Source organism: Solibacillus sp. R5-41 (assembly GCF_002736105.1).
GTDB lineage: Bacteria > Bacillota > Bacilli > Bacillales_A > Planococcaceae > Solibacillus.
Genome location: NZ_CP024123.1, coordinates 3044061 through 3065525, shown reverse-complemented (window position 1 = coordinate 3065525; position 21465 = coordinate 3044061). Strand labels below are relative to the sequence as shown.

The window sequence follows — 21465 nt, the reverse complement described above, 5'->3', positions numbered from 1 at the left end:
GTAATTTCATCAATTCAGCTGTTTGCAGTCTAGTTCAAGCTGAACCTGAGCGCACAAACCTTTACTTAATAGTATAAGCTACTTCCTTCTACATCTAACATTTGCCGTTCTAATCACATCAAAATTAACAATAGACCAAGATAGGTATTTCTATCTTGGTCCACAAATATTCTAGTTAAAAATGCTGCAACTACACGTTTTTGTTTTACATTAAAAAGAAAAAAATCTAAATTTAATAGTCATCGTCTTGCTTATCTTCTCGTTGTTCAGAAGGTTCTTCAGTTGGATCTGGCTCCTGTTCATCATTTGCTGTTCCACATCCAGATAATATTCCAATAGAAAGTATTGTTGTAAAAGCACCTATTATTAATTTTTTCATGTATTCACCTCTTTTAAGAAATTTTTATTTCACTTTATTATTAGCCAAAAATTTTTACGTATACTGTTTTTTTTTAGAGGCAGTCTTTAAAATAGCCGTCAAAATTCCTATTGAAAACAACAGTAGCATTTAACGTTCCAGCACTAACAGGTTTAATTTTAGATAAATCATTGGAAATGCTAGCGACCATTTTAGATCCAGTTATCTCTATTTTAGAGGCCATCTCATTTCCAATTGCGAGTTTGATTATGATTGGGGTGTGTTTCTTCTTTTTGATAGGTAATCCAGAAAAGTTTTGGGGCATGATAATGAATGCCGGTTTAGGTTATGTACTTATTCAGTTTTCACTTTTATGTTTGGATATATTGCGCGTGGTTGGTGAGGCAGTTTAATAAGAAAAAGACCACTCCGTAATGGGTGGTCTGTGGTTACGTTTTTGGTAACAAAATATTAAATCTTTACGTTAAGTATCTAAATTGACTATCGAATAAACCTCAACAATCTAGCATATATTTAAGTTAATAAATTATATTGCCTTCCAAAGTAGACGACAATAGTCTTGTCCTTTTTTGCGCTTACTTTGGTACTGTAAGCAATAAAAAGAGGTGAGCATATGCCAATTTATCGAACATTTAAAAAAAATGCCGTTGTACAAGCTGTCGTTTATGGAGCTTTAACCGGATTAATAGGCGTCATTGCATTTGTTATTATATTACAATTACCTAAAGAGCCAATCGAACAAGGGGAAGTCATTAGTACTTCGCAGCAGCCAACTGAAGTGAATGAAAAGGGTCCGGTCAAGCAACAGTTTTTCGCATTGCAGCATGGCGTATATTCTAGTTTCGATAGCGCAGCACAATTTTTAGCATCCTTCCCAACGTTAAATAAAGCATCAATTGTTCGTGTCGGTGATCAATTTTTTATTTGGTCTAAAATCGATATTGAGAAAGTGGAGGGGGCGACTCAAACGGTGCCGAGTTCCTTTTATAAATCCATTACTTTGTCGAGTAGCTGTCCGAATCATGCGGAAAATCAGTTGCCGAAAACGTTAATGGATACGAAAAACTTAATGCTTGACAGTGTAACGAGTGAGCAACAAGTGAATTTACCAGAAGATTGGAGTGTCATACTTCCGGAAATTCAAAAGTTATCTGGAAATACGAGTGTCATCCGTTTACATGCATTAATAAATTATTATGAACGCTTAGATTGCTTGAAAATTGACTTTTAGCGGTGAGAAAGCCGTCATATTTCATAAATCGTAAAAAACAGTTATTTTTCAAAATTCCAATTGTCGTTTACTATTGACGGTAGGAGGAATGGAAATGAATTTTACTACGAATAATCAAATTGTTTTAGCATCTGCATCTCCAAGAAGAAAAGAATTATTGGGGATGCTTGGCGTTCCTTTTGTTGTCCAAACAAGCAATGTTGAGGAAACAAGTGTACAAGCAAATACAGCACAGCAATATGTGAAAGAAGTGGCACTATTAAAAACGAGGGATGTTGCGGCCAATCATCCTGGGCAATTAATTATAGGTGCTGATACAATCGTCATTTACGAACAACAAATTTTACACAAGCCAAAATCTCATGAAGAAGCGGTTCATCATTTGAAGAAATTGGCAAGTAATCGACATCAAGTAATGACCGCAGTAGCAATCATTCAGCCTGATGGTACAGAAACAACTTTTATTGAAGAAACAACGGTTGTATTTAAAGATGTTTCGAATGCATTGATTGAGGCTTATGTTCAAACAGGGGATCCTTTTGATAAAGCTGGTGGCTACGGTATTCAAACAAGTGGTGCGTTACTCGTCGATCGAATCGAAGGAGATTATAATAATGTTGTCGGTTTACCAATCGCAACATTAGTAGAAACTTTGCTTACTTTACAACTACTAAAAATTTCTTTTTAGGAGGATGTAAATGTCAGTAACGCCGATTGATAATATTAAAATAAGAGACGTCCATGAAGCAGACCGACCGCGAGAAAGACTAATCCGTCAAGGGGCAAAAAGTTTATCCAACCAAGAGCTTATTGCGATTTTACTCGGGACAGGTACGAAAAATGAATCGGTCTTAGCGGTGGCGAATCGTGTGTTATTAAACTTTGAAAAGCTGCATAATTTAAAGCATGCAACATTAGAGGAAATGAAGGATATAAAAGGGATTGGAGAAGCAAAAGCGGTGTTATTACTTGCGTCGATAGAGCTAGGGCGTCGATTAGCATCGAAAGAATTAGAGGAGCGCTATACAATCCGTTCCCCCGAAGATGCCGCATCGTATTTAATGCAGGATATGACCTCGTTGCAGCAGGAGCATTTTGTCTGCTTGTTTTTGAACGTAAAAAATCAAGTGCTACATAAGCAAACGATTTTTGTAGGTAGCTTAAATGCGAGTATCGTGCATCCGCGAGAGATTTTCCGTGAAGCAGTAAAGCGTTCAGCAGCAGCGATTATTTGTTCACATAACCACCCGAGTGGCGTGCCCACACCAAGTCCTGAAGATATTGAAGTTACAAATCGCTTGCACGAGGCGGGTCAAATTATTGGTGTAGACTTGCTCGACCACATCATTATTGGGGATCATCAATTTATTAGTATGAAAGAAAAAGGCTATTTTTAAAATAGAAATTGTCATTTTGGTAATCAATCAAAATGGCAATTTTTTGGTGTAAAAAACATATTAATTTGAACAATTGAAAGTAACTTTATATTAGAATGGAAATCTGAATAAGATGATCGTCGCCTCCTACATTAGCGGCGCCAACGATCAGAAAGTATGAGTAGGGAAAACTTACAAAATGGCTGACCTGCACAAAGATGAGTCGTACAGATTTGTGACAACAAAGAAGTGTGATTCATGTGCTTAGCCAGTCAAAAAAGTACAAACTTTATCAGAATCCATAATAGAACGTATTGGTAGTAGGAATTCTTTAGTTCAAATTACATAGTTTGAAGGTTTGTTAACAATTTCAAAAATTCCGTGCAACTTATACGGATACAATTCGTCAATTGAGTTGATCAATTACGCCCTAGCGTAATTGTGTCCAGATTTTTTTCGAGCTTGATCGAAAACTCCTCTAAAAAACTGTGACATCCGCCGGGGCTTCAATTTGATTCAGCTGGGGTTAGAACCCCTACGTAATAAAGGCTATACTTGACATTCATCCCATACTTATAGCAATGGTGGACTTCTGCTGTAGTAATTTGCATCGTGGGATTGTTAAATCTTACATAGTAAAAATTAATTGTTTCGTTGAGAAAATAGAAATACAATAGAAAAGTAGCGTACGAGAAAAAACATTCGACAAAAGTCGAGATTCAGTGCTTAGAACACTATAATTTTTCGATTCTATCCGCTATAATAAAGGGTATGATTTTAATAATTTCATCGAAGAGATAATGGCCTAAATAGAAAGGGAGTACTTAATTTGTTTGGATTAGGAAATAAAGATGTCGGGATTGATCTTGGCACAGCGAATACACTTGTATTTATTAAAGGAAAAGGGATTGTTTTACGCGAACCTTCAGTGGTAGCGAAAAATACAAAAACAGGGGATATCGTTGCAGTAGGTAATGATGCGAAAAATATGATCGGACGTACACCAGGTTCGATTGTCGCAATTCGTCCAATGAAAGATGGCGTTATTGCAGATTTCGAGATTACAACAGCGATGATTCAATATTATTTAAAAGAGGCATTGAAAGCTTCGGGTTCAAACTGGAAAAAGCCGAATGTTATGATTTGTGTACCTTATGGCATTACTTCAGTAGAACAACGTGCGGTAATTGATGCTTCACGTCAAGCCGGTGCAAAGGAAGCATTTACAATTGAAGAGCCGTTTGCAGCTGCAATCGGTGCAAACTTACCTGTATGGGAGCCTACTGGTTCAATGGTAGTTGACATCGGTGGTGGTACGACAGAAGTAGCCGTTATTTCACTTGGCGGTATTGTAACTAGTGAATCAGTACGTGTTGGCGGTGACGCAATGGATCATTCGATTATTGCATACATTCGTAAAACGTATAACTTAACAATCGGTGAGCGTACAGCGGAATCAATAAAAGTGGAAATTGGTACAGCACGTTCAGAAGGACCAACAGAAACGATGGAAATTCGCGGTCGTGACTTAGTGACAGGTTTACCAAAAACAATTGAAATTACTTCAGAAGAAATTTCGAAATCATTACACGAAGCAATTGTTGCAATTTTAGACGGTGTGAAAAAAACATTAGAACAAACACCACCAGAATTATCTGCTGACGTAATGGAACGCGGAATTGTTTTAACAGGCGGTGGAGCTTTGTTACGTAATTTAGATAAAGTAATTAGTGATGAAACGAACATGCCTGTATTTATCGCAGAAAGCCCATTAGATTGTGTGGCAATCGGGACAGGTAAAGCTTTAGATAATATTGCATTGATTCGTGCGCAACAACTAAGATAAGGAGGACTGGCAGTGCCACATTTTACAAATAAAAAATTAATCGTTCTATTAATAAGCGTAATTTTCCTTGTGGCATTGATTGGTTTCTCTCTACGTGATCGTCATAACGCAACATTACCCGAGCAAATTATTAAAGATACAGTTGGCTTTGCACAATCTATTATTGCAAAGCCAACAAATTACATAACAGGTATTTTTAGCAATATTGAATCGCTGTTAAATACGTATGAAGAAAATATCCGCTTAAAAATGCGCCTTGAGGACTTTGCTGCATTACAGGCAGAAGTCGGTGTCTTAAAAGCAGAAAATGCTTCATTACGTGAACTAACTTCGATCGAGGAGAGTTTGCGTGATTTCGACCCGATTCAGGCGACGGTCATTGCGAGAAACCCTGATCAATGGGAAGAAAAGATTATTTTAAACAAAGGTACAGCAGATGGCGTTGAAAAGAATATGGCTGTTATGACTGCACGTGGCCTAATTGGCAAAATTGTAATTGCGACGCCGTTCACTTCAGAAGTTGAACTTCTTTATACTAATAATGAAAATTATCGTGTATCTGCAATTGTACTGGGAGAAAATAATAAAGAAATTCATGGTTTAATAGAAGGTTATGATGAAGAGCGCAACGAATTATTATTAAAGCGAATCGATTCGAGTTTAAAATTAAAGGTGGGCGAAAAAGTCCAAACTTCTGGTTTAGGTGGAATTTTCCCGAAAGGAATTTTAATCGGAGAAGTGACAGAAGTGACAACAGATGACTTTGGTTTGACAAAAATGGCGTACGTGAAACCTGCTGCAGATTTCTCTATGCTAGAAAATGTGATCATTGCTAAACGTAAAACGATTACTATTGATGGGTCTGACGGTAACGCAACAAATGGTGATTTAACAAATGGACCGGTTGCAGAGGAAGAAGAGGGGGAGGAATAATGCTCGTTCGGTTTCTAATTCCAGCTGTCGCGGTGCTCTTATTTTTACTAGAATCTAAATTTGCGATGTACTCCCCAATCGAATTAAAAGGCGCAACCATTATTTTAGTTCCGCGCTTTTTAATTCTATATTTAATCTTTTTAGCCATTTATTATAGTCGCAAAAAAGCGATGATTTACGGACTTATTTTCGGGCTCTGCTTTGATGTTTTTTACATTAATATTATTGGGCTCTATACATTTTTATATCCCGCTGTTTGTTTCCTTGCTGCTTGGAGTGTGAAAAGAATTCACCCACATCTCGCAGTTTCTATTTTAATTGCCATTACACTAATGAGTTTATTAGAATTTGCTATTTATGAATTTTTCTATGTTATTCAATTTACTTCGATGGCATTACAGCCTTTCTTGTACAATCGACTTGTGCCAACCATTTTAGCGAATTCTTTATTTTTAATGATACTAGGTTGGGCATTCAAATATTTGATTAGCGCTCGTGTGCTTCAGCGTGCACAGCAGCATTCTTAATACAACGAAGCGTGAGGTGACATGTATAGTTATGAAAAAACAACTTGTCCATATTAAGGGGACAAAAGAAGGGTTAGCACTTCGACTAGACGATCAATGTTCCTACGCGGAGTTAATTGAAGAACTAGGAAATAAAGTTACAGATGGCCATCTTGATGGTAAAATAGATGTGCAATTACATTTGGGGAAGCGCTATTGTACACCCGAACAAAAACAGCAATTAATAAAAGCCGTAGAGCAACAGCAAAATCTGCGTGTTTCTAAAGTGCAAAGCGATGTAATGTCGATTGAGGAAAGTAAGCATTTACTTGAAGTGAATCGCTCAGAGAAATATGTTGGAATTGTTCGCTCTGGTCAAATATTAAGAGCGCCTGGTGATATCATCGTACTAGGAGATGTCAATCCAAATGGACGCATCGAAGCGGGCGGTAGTATTTATGTGATGGGCAAGCTAAAGGGGATTGCGCATGCAGGTTCCCAAGGCAATGAAGATGCGATTATTTCTGCATCTCATTTCGAGCCAACACATGTATTAATTGCGAACCAGGTGGAAGTAATGACAAATGAAAGACAATTCATTTTAGATCATACGGAACAATTATGTGCTTATATTGGTTCGAACGGAGAAATCTGTTACGATAGAATACAAGAAGCAAGAAATATACGACCGAATTTGTCGACATATCGAGGAGGAAGCTAAATGAGTGAAGAAGATGTCCTATTTGCTGAAAATATAGATGAAGCAATAGCTCAAAATGCTACCTTACATAAGAAAGGGGCTGCTAATGTGGGAGAGGCAATCGTTATAACTTCTGGAAAAGGCGGAGTAGGTAAAACGACTACGTCTGCAAATTTAGGCACTGCATTAGCATTGCAAGGGAAGAAAGTTTGTTTAGTAGATACAGATATCGGACTGCGTAATTTAGATGTAATTTTAGGGCTGGAAAACCGAATTATTTATGATTTGGTGGATGTGATTGAAGGTCGTTGTAAAACGCATCAAGCACTTGTGAAGGACAAGCGCGTTGATGATAAACTATTTTTACTTCCAGCAGCACAAAATACCGATAAAAATGCTGTAGTACCAGAACAAATGAAAGTGTTAATAGATGAATTGAAGCGTGAATTTGATTATGTATTAATAGATTGTCCTGCTGGGATTGAGCAAGGTTATCGAAATGCTATTGCAGGCGCTGACCATGCGATCGTTGTGACAACACCTGAAATTTCAGCTGTTCGTGATGCGGATCGTATTATTGGCCTATTAGAACAAGAACAAATTACACCACCCAAACTCATTATTAACCGAATCCGTAAACATTTAATGAATAGTGGTGATGCAATGGATATTACAGATGTGACGACGCATCTATCCATTGATTTATTAGGAATTATTGTAGATAGTGAGGATGTCATTAGCTCTTCAAATAAGGGAGAGCCGATTGTCATGAATCCAAACAATAAGGCGTCAGTTGGCTATCGTAATATTGCACGTCGTATTTTAGGTGACTCTGTTCCGTTAATGACGCTCGACGATGAGCAACCAAAAGGGATGTTTGCAAAATTAAAGGCCATCTTTAAATAAGAGTAGCGAAAAGTTGTCGATTATTATCGGCAACTTTATTTTTTTGGGATAAAAACAAGTCAACGTACAAATAGGGAAAGTGGAACTTATATACCAATACAAGTTGATACCGACTCCAGCGACAAAGGAACAACAATAAATATTCAGAAAAAAAGAAACAAAGGCTAATATCGCGATGACCTGTGACAACGCCTTGGTGACCAACATCGTGTTTGCCCTTTCACCCCTTCGTTATGAATCGGATTTTTGGATGAATCATATACTAGACAAAAAGGTGGGGTGAGTGCTTGAAAAAGTGGCAATGGGTAATCGCAAGTATCCTATTTTTTACGATACTGAGTTTTAACACATTCGGTGACATAACTGTTAAACGAACAATCAAGAGGGTCGTATACAGCTCTGAGGACTTAATAGTTATGCGCTCGGTATTGTCGGATATCGCTTTTCCAAAAGATAAACAAGTGACAGTGAATGCGACACCCGATGAATCGATTGAGCAGCTGTTAGCTTATGCGATGATTGAACGTTATAACGAAGGATTTTTATTGTCATATGAAGAACCACTGTTATTGAAAGCGCTATATGACGGACTAATTGTTTTTACGGGACATACAAAATATAACGGGAAAACGATTTCCATTATATATGAGAATGGTACAACAGTTACATTTGGGTATGTTGATCAATTTTCGGTATTGCCTTATATGACCGTTTCCAAGGGAGAAGTGATTGCGGTAAAAGAAAAAGGGAAACTTTATATTCAAATTGAAAAAGGTGGAGAAGTATATAATTTAGAACAAACAACAAAGTGGCTGAAAGAACAACATACATAATATGAAAATCGCTATTCACCCACTTTTTTTGTTGCTACTTCTGTTGTTTGTCCTATCAGGGAATATTGCATTGTATAGTGTGATTCTCATGTCATTATTTCTTCATGAACTCGGTCACTTTATTGCTGCGAAATTAGTTGGCGCACGGATAGAACGCTGTATCATTGTACCGTATGGCGGAGAAATGACATTAAAAAATGAACATCAACTTTCATACAAAAAATTAACGATTATCGCACTTGGAGGGCCCATTGCAACCGTTTTAGGGATTTTAATCGCATTGACGTTGCCCACCATTTTACGAGAAGGATTTATAAATGCACAATTAATTTTACTTTCAATTAATTTACTGCCGATTTGGCCATTAGATGGAGGGAAGATTGTTTGCTACGGTTTGTTGCATTATTTTCCAAAGTCGGTTATTTTTGAAACGTATTTATCGCTCTCAATTGGTTTACTTACGGTGCTCGTTTTAGTATCATTAATCATGCTACCAGAATCTATTTCACTCACGATACTAAGTCTTTTTTTATTGAGCAAAGTAATAGGTGAATGGAAAACGAGAAAATACCGATCAGCATTTGAAAAACTTGTAATGAAGCGGTTGACTTGATAAGTTTGGTATGGTAGTATTTTAATGTTATTGTTTGTAGCACCCGCTACAACCGCGCTGACAGGGTTCCAAAAGTATCGCATGCGATCACCTTGAATGTAATAACAGGCGAGTCTTAGTATATATGAGGAGGTGCATTGGAATGTACGCAATTATCGAAACTGGTGGTAAACAAATTAAAGTTGAAGCAGGTCAAGAAATCTATGTTGAAAAACTAGGTGTGGCTGCTGACGAAATCGTAACTTTCGACAAAGTTTTATTCGTAGGTGGAGAAACAGTTAAAGTTGGAGCTCCAACAGTTGCTGGTGCTACTGTAACAGCGAAAGTTGTTAAAGAAGGTAAGCAAAAGAAAATTACTGTTTTCAAAATGAAAGCGAAAAAGAACTACCGTCGTAAGCAAGGTCACCGTCAACCGTACACTAAATTAGTAGTTGAAACTATCAACGCTTAATTTAAGTGAGGTGGCTGGACTATGATTACAGTTACAATTAACAGCGATGCAAATCGTAAATCGTATGGATTTGAAATATCAGGTCATGCATTGTCAGATGTTTATGGACGTGACTTAGTTTGTGCTGGTGCTTCTGCTGTTTCTTTCGGAGCAGTGAATGCAATTGCACATCTTACAGGCATTACACCAGACATTGAGCAAGGCGCAGAAGGTGGTTACTTAAAGGTAACGTTACCAACAGACTTAGATACTGAAACAGACGACAAACTTCAGGTGATTCTGAACACAATGGTTACGCAGTTTTATACAATGACGGCGAGCTATTCAGAATTTATCGAATTGAAATATAAAATAGTCTAGGAGGTGGAACATAATGTTATTATTAACTTTAGATCTACAATTCTTCGCATCTAAAAAAGGTGTAGGTTCTACTAAAAACGGACGTGACTCTGAGTCAAAACGTTTAGGCGCTAAACGTGCTGACGGTCAATTCGTAACTGGTGGTTCAATTCTTTACCGTCAACGCGGTACAAAAATTTACCCAGGTACAAACGTAGGACGTGGTGGTGACGATACACTATTCGCAACAGTTGATGGCGTTGTAAAATTCGAACGCATGGGCCGCGATAAGAAAAAAGTATCTGTATACCCAACAGCTCAAGAAGCATAATTCTTGTTAGCATGCCCTCCTACAACATAGTAGGAGATCATGCTTATGCAGATAATAAATTTAATTTTGGTATCTGCCAATTAAAGGGCTGCATTTATTGCAGTCCTTTTTTTTAAATCAGTAAGTATTATTATTTGCATAGAAACAAGAATCAATTCGCTCTCGATTTGGAGCGAATTGTATTTTTCTAATGAATGGATAATTGAAATTTTCCTAAAGTATTTTGCGTAGAACGAGGACAAAGACATTGTTATTGTTTTTTTAGGAAAAATGTCGACAAACTTGCTATACTAATAACGAAACTGTAAACGGAGTGAAAAAAGTGACCGTAAAATCTTTAACAGTAAATGAAGCATTGCGTTTTGCAAATCATGATTTTTTAAACCATCTTCATTTAATTCAAATGAATTTAGATTTACAGCGAGTAAATGAAGCGAAAGAAACTATTGCACAATTATCTGAACATTGTAAAATGCTTTCTAACATTAATCAACTCAAGTTACCGAAAACCGTAGAATGGCTTCAAACCGTTAGTTGGTGTTATCCTGCCATACAAATGTGCCTGTCTAGTCATGTAGCGGCACAAGTAAATAGCAAGTACGATGAAGCAATCGTTCAATACTTGGAAAATACAATTATTCATGTATATGAAAGTTTAGATCCGTATGAACAGCAGCAGCTACAATTAAGCATCGAATCAAATGAAAAACAATGTCATATTACATTTCATTTGACGGGCAAGTGGCAGCATGCGCTATTCCATACAGAACAGAATATTTTAAATGTGAAAACATATGAACAAACGGATACATCGTGGAAATATGTTTTGAGCATATATGAGGAGTGAAATAAATGTTTGTCGATCACGTAAAGGTTTATGTTAGAGGTGGAGACGGCGGAGATGGAATGGTTGCATTCCGTCGTGAAAAATATGTACCAAATGGTGGACCAGCTGGTGGAGATGGCGGTCACGGTGGTAACGTAGTATTTGAGGTAGAAGAAGGCTTACGTACATTAATGGACTTCCGATATAAGCGTCACTTTGCGGCAGAGCGCGGAGAACACGGTATGAGTAAAGGGATGCACGGTCGTAAATCGAAAGACATGATTATTAAAGTGCCACCTGGTACAGTCGTTATGAACGCGGAAACGAAAGTGGTCATTGCGGACTTAGTCGAGCATGGTCAACAGGCGGTTATTGCAAAGGCTGGTCGTGGAGGTCGTGGGAACTGTCGTTTTGCGACACCTGCAAACCCTGCACCTGAGTTAGCAGAAAAAGGTGAACCAGGACAAGAGTTAGATGTTATTTTAGAATTAAAAGTATTAGCAGACGTTGGTTTAGTTGGCTTCCCATCGGTTGGGAAATCAACACTATTATCGGTTGTCTCTTCAGCTAAGCCAAAAATTGGTGCGTACCACTTCACTACAATTGTACCGAACTTAGGGATGGTTGAAACAGATGATGGTCGCTCATTTGCAATGGCTGATTTACCAGGATTAATCGAAGGCGCACACCAAGGTGTTGGTCTAGGTATGCAATTCCTTCGTCATATTGAACGCACACGTGTTATCGTCCATGTGATTGATATGTCTGGTATGGAAGGGCGCGATCCATATGATGACTATGTCACAATTAATAAAGAATTAGAACAATACAACTTACGCTTATTAGAACGTCCACAAATAATCGTTGCCAATAAAATGGACATGCCAAATGCAGAAGAAAACTTAGAAGCATTTAAGAAGAAAATTAGCGAAGATGTGAAAATATTCCCAGTTTCAGCGGTTTCTCGTCAAGGATTAAAGCCGTTATTATTTGAAGCGGCTGACTTAATCGACGTAACACCAGAATTTTTACTGCATGAAATTGAAGATGAAGAATCGGATGCAACGGTGCTTTATAAGCATGAAGGATCAGGTGGAGACTTCGAAATTACACGTGACGATGATGGTGCATTTGTCCTTTCTGGATATACAATTGAACGTCTATTTAAAATGACAGACTTTAGTCGTGAAGATGGAATTCGTCGATTTGCTCGTCAGTTACGTGCGATGGGTGTTGACGAAGAGTTACGTAAACGTGGCGCAGAAAACGGTAATACAGTACGTTTAATGGAATTTGAATTTGACTTTGTCGATTAAGAATTAGGGGGAAAACTATGAAAAACGTTGCAAATCAACGATATTATTTAGTGCGTGAAGACGTATTAACTGACGCGATGCAAAAAACTTTAGAGGCGAAACAGCTGTTGCAAAATGGCACGGTTGCTTCCATCTGGGATGCTGTAAAAGAGGTCGATTTGTCTCGAAGCGCTTTTTATAAGTATCGTGATGCCGTTTTTCCTTTTCACTCGATTGTTCAGGAACGAATTTTAACAATCTTTATTCAGCTACAAGACCGTAAAGGCACGCTTGCGAAATTACTTGAAACGGTTTCAGAGGCACATTGTAATGTGTTGACGATTCATCAAACAATTCCGATTCAAGGCCGTGCCAATGTAACACTTTCATTGGATGTGACAAGCATGTCCTATGAGTTAGATGACCTCGTTCGTAGCTTAAAGCAACTTGAATTTATCGAGTCTGCTGAAGTGATTAGCTCAGGTGCACTATAATGAAGAAAGGCAGAACACATGCTAAAACCATGTGTTCATGTACTTTCTATATTCACGAATTAAGAGAAGGGCGTCATGTTACGCCCTTTCTTATTTAGGTAAAGAATACTGAAAATTTAGAACTGTATAACCTGAACATATGAATCCTGCTTTTTAATGGGGAAAAACTCCACTAGTTTATCTGACAACATTTTAAAAGAATGCAAGTTGATTGGAATGAAGGGGAGGCGACTCCAGCGGGAACAGCACGGGCGGAAAATCCACTTGTTTCGAGATGCATCTCGAAGCAAGTTAGTTGGAGCCGTGCCCGCGGAAAGCGTCCGGACCGGAATGGAAATCAATCCCCCTGTTATGAAAAATATCTAACAGGAGGAATTCTTTAATTCAACTTATATATAAAAGGAGGGTCCAACATGTCAGAACAAAATTGGGGAAAACGCATTGCTTATTTAGGTCCAGAAGCATCCTTTACCTATTTGGCAACGAAAGGTTTATTCCCGAATGAATGGCATATACCTTATGCATCGATTCCGGACTGTATTGAAGCTGTTACAGAAGGGAAAGTAGATTTAGCTGTTGTACCAGTGGAAAATGCGTTAGAAGGCTCTGTTCCTTTAACGGTTGACTATTTATTTCACGAGGCTAGTTTGTATGTAACCGCAGAGGTCATGTCAAAAATTCAGCAGCATTTACTTGTTAATAAAAAATATGCAGGAGATTGGAAAGCGCTAGAAGAAATTTATTCGCATCCACATGCACTCGCGCAATGTCATAAGTATTTATATTATAATCATGCACTCGTTGAACAAACACCGTATTCTTCAACAGCGGCGGCAGCAGCACTTGTTTCTCAAACAGAGGACCGTTGTATTGCGGCGATTGCCAATGAATCTGCTGCAGAAAAATATGGATTACATATCGTCCAAAAAAATATTCATGATTTTCATTTTAACCATACACGATTTTTTGTCCTGTCAAAGCAAAATACAAGACACGCCATTGTCCCGTTGCAAGCGCAGCCAAAAACGTCATTTATGGTAACATTGCCGACAGATATTTCTGGGGCATTGCATCAAGTATTATCCGTTTTTGCATGGCGCAAACTCAATTTAAGTAAAATTGAATCACGTCCTTTAAAGACAGGTCTAGGGAATTATTTCTTCATTATTGATATACTAGCAGATGAAGAGGAACCAATGATGAAGGGTGCAGTCGAGGAGCTTCATGCGCTCGGTTGCGAGGTGAAATCGCTCGGTACATACTTCACTTATGCTACACCGGAATGAGGTGAAAAAATTGAAAAGCATTGTGCTTTTTGATGGTGAATGTAATGTTTGTGATGCAAGCGTCCAGTTTATTTTAAAACATGATGCGCAAGGCTATTTTCAATTTGCCTCGTTACAAAGTGAAATCGGGCAATCCTTATTAAAGCAATACGACATTCCACCAGCGACCAATAGTTTAGTGCTTATTGATCAAGGGAAGGCGTATATCCAATCCACAGCTGCTTTAAAAATCGCCAAAAACTTAGACGGCTTGTGGAAATGGTGTTATGGCGCAATGTTGATACCACCAGCGATTCGTAATCGTGCGTATAATATACTGGCCAATAATCGATACAAATGGTTTGGAAAAAAAGAAGCGTGTCTCTTGCCAACGAATGAACAGAGAAAACGCTTCTTATAAAGTGAAAAGGTTGCATCCTCATACCAAGGAAGCAACCTTTTTTGTGTGACATGAAAACTATTCGTGAACATGCCTCGTCTAATTTACAGGAAAGGAGGAAAACAATGGATAGCTACCTAATGCAAACGACAACAACACAAACGAATGAAGAAATCATCGATGAATTAATGAACACATATGGTCAAGATGTATTGCAACTTGTTGTGCAATACGTACATAACGTGACAATCGCCGAAGATTTAACACAGGAAATTTTTATAAAATGCTACAAAGCACTTCCGACCTTTCAGCAGCAATCTTCGATAAAAACATGGCTTTGGCGTATCGCAATTAATCATACGAAGGATTATTTAAAATGCTGGTATTTCAAAAAAGTTGATTTAATTGAACAAACTTATTTACAGGAACAGACGAGCCATCAAACGGTGGAAACGATCGTTATACAACGAGATGAAGATTATGCGCTCGTCAATGCTGTCATGCAATTACCGATCAAGTACCGGGAAGTCATTTATTTATGTTATTACGAGGAGCAAACGATGAAGGAAATCGCCGACGTTTTACAAGTGAATGAGAATACCATCAAAACTAGATTGCGTAAAGGCAAACGACTACTAAAGAAACAGTTGGAGGGTGAGTTCAATGGATGACCGATTAAAAAACTTAAAAAAAGCGATGAATGAATCTATTTTTTCCCAGGTAGAATTTACAGCTACTCACCGAGAACGTGTACAGCAACAGTTGAATGAATCACAAGTAGAACAACATATTTTGTCACTGCTCGTGGATAAAAAATCTGGAATTGAATTAGCACAGCTTTTACATGCACGAGGTGTACGGGAGATTTTTAATAATGAAGGCATTATTTATTCGATTTTACATGAGCAAGAAAATAAGGGACGCATTATCTCACAGTGGGATGACACAGGGGGGAAATACTATCAACTGACGAACAGTGGATTGAAATGGCTGCGTTCTCAAAATCGAGAATCAAAGACCCACTTTAAAATCAAACACCGATTGTTGGAGGTGCGACTGAATGAACATTTCTGATTTTTTACATGCCGTTACAAGCTATATTCGCTCAAAAGAAGCGAAAGTACATGTGCGACAAGAATTAAAGCAGCATATAGAGAATGCCAAAAAGGCGTGGCTACAAAAAGGCTATACAGAGTCAGAAGCGGAGCAAAAGGCCATTGCGGAAATGGGCAGTGCAAGCCAGTTAGGAAAATCACTCAATAAAATTCACAAACCAAAATGGGATTGGCTGTTAATCAGTTTAATGGCGGTTATTTTTCTTTTAAGCTTCTTACCGCTACTTGCTTTACCAGAAGGACTAGGACAATATAATAGTTCAATATTAATTGAAAAGAAAGTGTTTCATATTTTAATTGGATTTTTTTTAATTTTCAGTTTTATGTTGATTGATTACAGAAAGCTACTGCGCTTTGACCTGTATTTTTATGCTACGGGAATGGCTATTTTACTGTTCCTTGAATTGTTTCCAAATCAATTTGTAAATGGTCAAGCAATTTTCGTAATGGGGCCGATTGTTGTGCAAGTATGGGTGGCATTACCATTTTTACTAGTCGCATGGGCAGGCTTTTTTACGAGAAGGCAATGGAAATTATGGCAGCTACTCACGTTATTTTTCATTTCATGTTACCCGATACTAGCCAATCCTAGTTTGGCAGCGTTATTAATTTACATCATTGTCGTTGCTGTTTTATTTTTATGTAGTCATTATACGAAGAAACAAAAAATCGTCCTACTTAGTAGTTTCTTTTTAGTAGGAGGAAGTTTACTTGGCTTTTCGATTTCTCAAGCAATGCCGTATCAATTAGATCGCCTTAATGGTTTTATCTCACCAGAAAAAAACGCAGATGGTTCAGGTTACTATTATTTGTTATTGGAACGAGCTTTAAGTGAAGGCGGATGGTTCGGGGCGAATGAGGTTTTATTAATACCTGATAGTCATACTGATTTTGCATTTGTCCAAATTGTCCATGTTTACGGGCTTGCCGTGGGGCTTCTCGTTGCTAGTATCCTACTGTTAGTAGCAATTCGAAGTATATGGATCGCACGCTTCATACAAAATCCGTTTGGTAAAATGTTAATTATTGGTGGTGTGACACTGTATAGTAGTCAATTCATGTATGCAATTTTAATCGTGCTCGGGCTTGTTCCGATTATCGCAATCCCAATTCCATTCATTAGTTATGGGATGGTGCCTGTTACCATAAACGCGTTTGTTATTGGTATAATTTTGAGTGTATATAGAAGAAAAAGCTATCCAAAAAGTCAATTTACCTGACTTTTCGGATAGCTTTTTAATTTTCCACTAATATACCGAGCGCTCTTAGTTTTGCCTCTGCTAAATTTAAGTTTTCCTCAGCTGTGGCACTTATCACATGTAAATGGGTACCATCTGTTAAAGCGGAAAGAAATTGTGCATTTGTTTCTTGAACTCGCTTCATAAAATGTTCTACTTCTAAACGGTTTGAAACGCGGATAGACGCAGTTAATTCTCCATAAACCGGATGCTCAACAATGACACTTTCAACTGTTACACCGCAATCGACTAACACAAATAGCTCTTCCTTTGCCTGCTTTGCGGTATGCATGCAAACAATTTTACGCTCAAATCGCGTCTGTAGCATATTGTGCATGTAAATATAGCCTTGGCTCGTTGAAACAATTGGTTCATTTCGTGCTTTTAATAAGTTCATATCATTGACGATTACTTGACGTGACACATTTGTATGCTTTGCTAAATCTGTGCCAGTTAATGGTTGTGTCGCATTTTTTAATAGGGCGAGCAGCTCATGACGTCGCTCTTCACCTAACATTTTTTTCATTACTTTCACCTCTTCTAAAGACAAACATTGTAATCATAGTGTAACATATAGCGCAAATTGTTGGGGCATCACTACGAGTTGGGCTAAAACGCTTTACTGAAATGTATTCTCTTTGGTCACGGTTAAAAACCATATTGTAGATGAAATATTGTGGCAACTGAGCAATTAGCGCATATGCTATTACGAGAAAAGGGGGAAATACGTGCGAGTTCATATTGTTCAAAAAGGTGATACATTATGGAAAATTGCCAAGCAATATTCCATTGGCTTTGAAGATTTAAAGCGATTAAATGCTCATTTAGCAAATCCTGATTATATTGTTCCGGGGATGGAAATTATCTTACCTGATGGAGGAACAAAGAAGGAAAAAGAAGTAATGCACAAGGCTATTGTGAAAGAGCAGGAAAAACCAGTAAAACCGATTGTGAAGGAAAAACCGATAGTCCCAACACCAGTTCCAACACCAACTCCAGTACCAGTTCCACTACCTGTTCAGCCAAGACCTTTGTGGCAAGGGGATTTTTATTACCAGCCCCCTGCAGTACCCGTACAAATCCCGAATTGGCAACAAACACATGTCCATTTTCAACCAACTATTGAAGCCCCAATCATGACACCTACACCACAACCGCTGCCAGTTCCGCCAACACCTACTCCAATGCCAATACCACCGCCTGTTATGCCACAACCGCAACCACAACCACAACCACCGATTTTTATTCAGCCACCGATACAGCACCATTGTATGCCGCCAATGCAACATCATTGTATGCCACACTTCATGCCACCGATGCAACATCATTGTATGCCACATTTCATGCCACCAATGCAACACCATTGCATGCAACCGATGCCAATGCCGATTTGTCAAAACTGTCATGGCATAAGAATGGAAGATTCCCCAGCATTTATGCCGATGTATCAGGAAGAATCGCCAATTGCGCAGATGGATCATGGTCACGACAGGGATCAGCAAGTTCGACATTACTATAATGAAATGCAAAATATGAATCTGATGCCAATGCCAATGCCGATGCCGATGCCGAATTCATGTGGCTGTCAAGAATCGCCGATGATGCCAATGCAAAATTCATGTGGCTGCCAACAACCGCCGATGATGCCATATCCAACTCCATACCCAATGCCAATGTACATGATGCCACAGATGCATCCGCAAATGAATCCGATGCCACATCCACCGAAGTCATGTCATTAGTCATTAAAGAAAATTGTTGGAAGTGGGAGTCAGCTAAAGGCGATTTTTTTATGAAGTATTATGAAGATGTGTACATCGCGCAAAAAGTAAAAACAATTCATAAAAAGCTAAAAAGTATTCAATTTCCATATCATTTGAACGTTGAAAAAAATGGGGATACCCATATTTTGAAGCAAAGCTGGTATGAAGGAAGAAGTGCGGATTTTAGTAAGCTTTCAGATCAACAAAAATCCTTGGAGGCGCTGCAAGCTTTACATGAAACAAATGAACAAATTTATTGGCAGGAAATCGATTTATTACCTTACTATGAGTTGAGGGAAAAATGGTATCGTCGGTTTGAAAGGTTCATTGAACATGAGCATGAATTGAAAATTTTATTGCGTGATGATTATAAAAAAATTGTCACGATGGCTTCAAATGCATTAAATCAAATCGATGGAATTAGTACGGAATTAGAAGAACGAACGCTACTGCATGGGGATGTTGTTCATCATAACTTCATGTTTGGAAAAGATGATGTAAAGCTCGTTGATTTCGACTTAGCGGCAATGGGGAAAAAGACAGATGAACTCATTTTATGGGTCCACCGCGTCTTACCAAATGTTGACTATGATTTGAAAAGCTTAATGCGGGAACATCCCTATTTACAACATGTTAGGCAAAAAGTACATTATTTACTCTATCCAAATGAAATAATGAGAGAGTCATTATTTTATTTGAAATTATTACCACGTCAAAAACAAGGCTGCTATCCATTTATTAAAAAATTTGCGGGCGATGTGCTTCGTCATGAAAAAAAATTAACGCAAATGGTTTTGGAATTAGCATAAATGAGATTGTTATGAAATGATAGAAGTATATCAGTGTTACTTCATGAATTGATATGCTAAAATAGTGTAGACTGTCTCAATTTTAGGCAGTCTTTCTTCATGTGAAATGCAACGTACGTTCGGTTTGAGTGGAACAGTATGTTATAATAAAGGCATGAATGTGAGGGATAGGACATGTATGATTATTTAAAAGGACAAGTAACAAGAATTACACCAGAATTTATTGTGTTGGAGCAGCAAGGAATTGGTTGGCGATTATTTACACCCAATCCTTTTGTATTTAGACAATCTGCGAGTGAGCAGCAAATATATGTTTCGATGCAAGTTCGTGAAGATGCCCAGCTATTATATGGATTTAATAACTTAGAGCAACGTGAATTGTTTAAAAAGTTAATTCAAGTATCGGGCATTGGTCCAAAGGGCGCGCTTGCGATTTTAGCTAGTGGCAATCCAACACAAGTTATTCAAGCGATTGAAATGGAAGATGAAGCTTTTTTAATTCGTTTTCCTGGTGTCGGAAAGAAAACAGCCCGCCAAATGATATTGGATTTAAAAGGAAAGCTTAGCGCATTACTGGATTCATTTGAGCTGCCAAGTACAGATGAGGAACTGCCGTTATTTGGTGTTAATCCGAATCAGCATGAACTTGAGGAAGCGATGCTCGCATTGACTGCTTTAGGCTACTCTGAAAAAGAGTTGGCAAAAATCAAACCGTTGCTTGAGGACGATGAAAAACTGTCGACAACAGATGGCTATATGAAACAAGCGTTGAAATTATTATTGAAAATGAAGTGATAAGGAGTGAGAACCATGTCAGACCGTGTACTTTCAAGTGAAGCATCTGAAGCAGAACAACAACTTGAGCTTTCTTTACGTCCGCAGCGACTTGTACAATACATAGGGCAGCATAAAGTAAAGGAAAACTTAAAGATATTCATTGAAGCTGCAAAACTTCGTCAGGAAAGTCTTGACCACGTACTCCTTTATGGTCCGCCTGGTTTAGGAAAAACGACATTAGCGATTGTTATAGCCAATGAAATGGAAGTTCAGGTGAAAATGACAAGTGGTCCAGCCATTGAACGTCCCGGTGATTTAGCGGCGATTTTAAGTTCGCTTGAGCCAGGTGATGTGCTATTCATTGATGAAATTCATCGTTTGCCTCGAGCGATTGAAGAAGTACTTTATTCTGCAATGGAAGACTTTTGCCTAGATATTGTTGTTGGTAAAGGTCCAGAAGCGCGCTCGATCCGGCTCGACTTACCACCATTTACTTTAATAGGTGCAACAACGCGAGCAGGTGCTTTATCTGCACCACTGCGAGATCGTTTTGGCGTTCTCACGCGTCTTGAATACTATGATGAAGAAGCATTAGCTGAAATTGTTATTCGTTCAGGTGCATTATTCGGTGTCGAGATTGGTCAACATGCTGCTGCTGAAATTGCACGGCGGTCGCGAGGTACACCACGTATTGCCAACCGCTTGTTAAAACGGGTGCGTGATTATGCACAAGTATTAGCAAATGGAGTTATTTCACCAGAGCTTGCGGCCCAGGCGTTAGAATTATTACAGGTGGATCCGAGAGGGCTTGATCATATCGACCATAAATTGATTCAGTCCATGATTGAGCGTTTTGGTGGAGGACCGGTTGGCTTGGATGCGCTAGCTGCTTCAATTGGAGAGGAGCGCATTACAATAGAAGATGTGTATGAACCGTATTTATTACAAATCGGTTTTATCCAAAGGTCTCCAAGAGGGCGTATTGCAACGGACCTTTGCTATAATCATTTTGGCTATCCGCCAGCACAAAAAGAATAGA

Annotated in this window: 28 protein-coding genes and 1 other annotated feature; of the genes, 26 read left to right on the top strand and 2 right to left on the bottom strand. The window is 38.3% G+C overall.

Features of this window, described 5'->3' with window-relative positions; all coding sequences use genetic code 11:
• Positions 1–232: 232 nt before the first annotated feature.
• Complete coding sequence (locus CSE16_RS21595) at positions 233–379, bottom strand: hypothetical protein (RefSeq protein WP_172954393.1); 147 nt, start codon at positions 377–379, stop codon at positions 233–235.
• Positions 380–489: 110 nt separating this feature from the next.
• Between CSE16_RS21595 and CSE16_RS15175 the strand changes: the two genes are divergently transcribed.
• The 22 genes from CSE16_RS15175 to CSE16_RS15070 all read left to right on the top strand — a co-directional run bounded on the left by CSE16_RS15175 (position 490) and on the right by CSE16_RS15070 (position 17059).
• Positions 490–771 carry a hypothetical protein gene (locus CSE16_RS15175; RefSeq protein ID WP_099424688.1) on the top strand — a complete coding sequence of 94 codons (282 nt, stop codon included), beginning with the start codon at positions 490–492 and terminating at the stop codon, positions 769–771.
• A 221-nt stretch (positions 772–992) separates the two neighbouring features.
• On the top strand, positions 993–1610 hold the full coding sequence (locus CSE16_RS15170) for a translation initiation factor 2 (RefSeq protein WP_099424687.1): 618 nt from the start codon (positions 993–995) through the stop codon (positions 1608–1610).
• Positions 1611–1704: 94 nt separating this feature from the next.
• The gene (locus CSE16_RS15165) at positions 1705–2298 is read left to right on the top strand and encodes a Maf family protein (RefSeq protein ID WP_099424686.1); all 594 of its coding nucleotides are present in this window, start codon (positions 1705–1707) and stop codon (positions 2296–2298) included.
• 10 nt (positions 2299–2308) lie between these two features.
• Positions 2309–3007, top strand: coding sequence for a RadC family protein (gene radC, locus CSE16_RS15160; RefSeq protein ID WP_099424685.1), 699 nt, complete (start codon positions 2309–2311; stop codon positions 3005–3007).
• Positions 3008–3815: 808 nt separating this feature from the next.
• Positions 3816–4832: a rod shape-determining protein gene (locus CSE16_RS15155; RefSeq protein ID WP_099424684.1), complete on the top strand. Its 1017-nt coding sequence runs from the start codon at positions 3816–3818 to the stop codon at positions 4830–4832.
• 12 nt (positions 4833–4844) lie between these two features.
• Positions 4845–5765 (top strand): rod shape-determining protein MreC, encoded by a 921-nt coding sequence (mreC, locus tag CSE16_RS15150; RefSeq protein ID WP_099424683.1) that lies wholly within the window; start codon positions 4845–4847, stop codon positions 5763–5765.
• Entirely contained in the window at positions 5765–6292 is a 528-nt protein-coding gene (gene mreD / locus CSE16_RS15145; protein WP_099424682.1) for a rod shape-determining protein MreD, read from the top strand. The genes mreC and mreD overlap by 1 nt, the downstream gene beginning before the upstream one ends.
• Positions 6293–6323: 31 nt before the next feature.
• Complete coding sequence (locus CSE16_RS15140) at positions 6324–6992, top strand: septum site-determining protein MinC (RefSeq protein WP_099424681.1); 669 nt, start codon at positions 6324–6326, stop codon at positions 6990–6992.
• An 87-nt stretch (positions 6993–7079) separates the two neighbouring features.
• Complete coding sequence (minD, locus tag CSE16_RS15135; RefSeq protein ID WP_099425853.1) at positions 7080–7877, top strand: septum site-determining protein MinD; 798 nt, start codon at positions 7080–7082, stop codon at positions 7875–7877.
• A 287-nt stretch (positions 7878–8164) separates the two neighbouring features.
• Positions 8165–8710 (top strand): M23 family metallopeptidase, encoded by a 546-nt coding sequence (locus CSE16_RS15130; RefSeq protein WP_099424680.1) that lies wholly within the window; start codon positions 8165–8167, stop codon positions 8708–8710.
• A gap of 1 nt (position 8711) precedes the next feature.
• Positions 8712–9323 carry a M50 family metallopeptidase gene (locus CSE16_RS15125; protein WP_099424679.1) on the top strand — a complete coding sequence of 204 codons (612 nt, stop codon included), beginning with the start codon at positions 8712–8714 and terminating at the stop codon, positions 9321–9323.
• A 40-nt stretch (positions 9324–9363) separates the two neighbouring features.
• Positions 9364–9449 (top strand) — a sequence feature (ribosomal protein L21 leader region).
• A gap of 16 nt (positions 9450–9465) precedes the next feature.
• A complete protein-coding gene (gene rplU, locus CSE16_RS15120) occupies positions 9466–9774 on the top strand; it encodes a 50S ribosomal protein L21 (RefSeq protein ID WP_099424678.1) in 309 nt (102 codons plus the stop codon).
• A gap of 21 nt (positions 9775–9795) precedes the next feature.
• Positions 9796–10134, top strand: a complete 339-nt coding sequence (locus tag CSE16_RS15115) for a ribosomal-processing cysteine protease Prp (protein WP_099424677.1) — start codon at positions 9796–9798, stop codon at positions 10132–10134.
• Between the two features lie 13 nt (positions 10135–10147).
• Positions 10148–10444 carry a 50S ribosomal protein L27 gene (gene rpmA / locus CSE16_RS15110; RefSeq protein ID WP_099424676.1) on the top strand — a complete coding sequence of 99 codons (297 nt, stop codon included), beginning with the start codon at positions 10148–10150 and terminating at the stop codon, positions 10442–10444.
• Positions 10445–10766: 322 nt separating this feature from the next.
• Complete coding sequence (locus CSE16_RS15105; protein ID WP_099424675.1) at positions 10767–11291, top strand: Spo0B domain-containing protein; 525 nt, start codon at positions 10767–10769, stop codon at positions 11289–11291.
• A 5-nt stretch (positions 11292–11296) separates the two neighbouring features.
• On the top strand, positions 11297–12586 hold the full coding sequence (obgE, locus tag CSE16_RS15100; RefSeq protein ID WP_099424674.1) for a GTPase ObgE: 1290 nt from the start codon (positions 11297–11299) through the stop codon (positions 12584–12586).
• Between the two features lie 17 nt (positions 12587–12603).
• Entirely contained in the window at positions 12604–13059 is a 456-nt protein-coding gene (locus CSE16_RS15095) for an ACT domain-containing protein (protein ID WP_099424673.1), read from the top strand.
• 413 nt (positions 13060–13472) lie between these two features.
• Positions 13473–14345 carry a prephenate dehydratase gene (gene pheA, locus CSE16_RS15090; protein ID WP_099424672.1) on the top strand — a complete coding sequence of 291 codons (873 nt, stop codon included), beginning with the start codon at positions 13473–13475 and terminating at the stop codon, positions 14343–14345.
• Positions 14346–14355: 10 nt separating this feature from the next.
• The gene (locus CSE16_RS15085) at positions 14356–14745 is read left to right on the top strand and encodes a thiol-disulfide oxidoreductase DCC family protein (protein ID WP_099424671.1); all 390 of its coding nucleotides are present in this window, start codon (positions 14356–14358) and stop codon (positions 14743–14745) included.
• 104 nt (positions 14746–14849) lie between these two features.
• Positions 14850–15395 (top strand): sigma-70 family RNA polymerase sigma factor, encoded by a 546-nt coding sequence (locus tag CSE16_RS15080; RefSeq protein WP_099424670.1) that lies wholly within the window; start codon positions 14850–14852, stop codon positions 15393–15395.
• Positions 15388–15798 carry a helix-turn-helix transcriptional regulator gene (locus CSE16_RS15075; protein ID WP_099424669.1) on the top strand — a complete coding sequence of 137 codons (411 nt, stop codon included), beginning with the start codon at positions 15388–15390 and terminating at the stop codon, positions 15796–15798. The genes CSE16_RS15080 and CSE16_RS15075 overlap by 8 nt, the downstream gene beginning before the upstream one ends.
• On the top strand, positions 15785–17059 hold the full coding sequence (locus CSE16_RS15070; RefSeq protein ID WP_099424668.1) for an FtsW/RodA/SpoVE family cell cycle protein: 1275 nt from the start codon (positions 15785–15787) through the stop codon (positions 17057–17059). Before CSE16_RS15075 ends, CSE16_RS15070 begins: the two co-directional genes overlap by 14 nt.
• 16 nt (positions 17060–17075) lie before the next feature.
• Here CSE16_RS15070 and CSE16_RS15065 read toward each other — a convergent pair whose 3' ends face one another.
• The gene (locus CSE16_RS15065) at positions 17076–17603 is read right to left on the bottom strand and encodes a transcription repressor NadR (protein ID WP_172954392.1); all 528 of its coding nucleotides are present in this window, start codon (positions 17601–17603) and stop codon (positions 17076–17078) included.
• A gap of 202 nt (positions 17604–17805) precedes the next feature.
• On the opposite strand from CSE16_RS15065, the gene CSE16_RS15060 reads away from it, so the two are divergent.
• The 4 genes from CSE16_RS15060 (at position 17806) to ruvB (ending at position 21464) form a co-directional block, all read left to right on the top strand.
• The gene (locus CSE16_RS15060) at positions 17806–18819 is read left to right on the top strand and encodes a LysM peptidoglycan-binding domain-containing protein (RefSeq protein WP_099424667.1); all 1014 of its coding nucleotides are present in this window, start codon (positions 17806–17808) and stop codon (positions 18817–18819) included.
• Positions 18810–19649, top strand: coding sequence for a phosphotransferase (locus CSE16_RS15055; RefSeq protein ID WP_371514492.1), 840 nt, complete (start codon positions 18810–18812; stop codon positions 19647–19649). Before CSE16_RS15060 ends, CSE16_RS15055 begins: the two co-directional genes overlap by 10 nt.
• Positions 19650–19823: 174 nt before the next feature.
• On the top strand, positions 19824–20444 hold the full coding sequence (gene ruvA / locus CSE16_RS15050; protein ID WP_099424665.1) for a Holliday junction branch migration protein RuvA: 621 nt from the start codon (positions 19824–19826) through the stop codon (positions 20442–20444).
• Positions 20445–20459: 15 nt separating this feature from the next.
• Complete coding sequence (gene ruvB, locus CSE16_RS15045) at positions 20460–21464, top strand: Holliday junction branch migration DNA helicase RuvB (RefSeq protein ID WP_099424664.1); 1005 nt, start codon at positions 20460–20462, stop codon at positions 21462–21464.
• Position 21465: the final 1 nt, after the last annotated feature.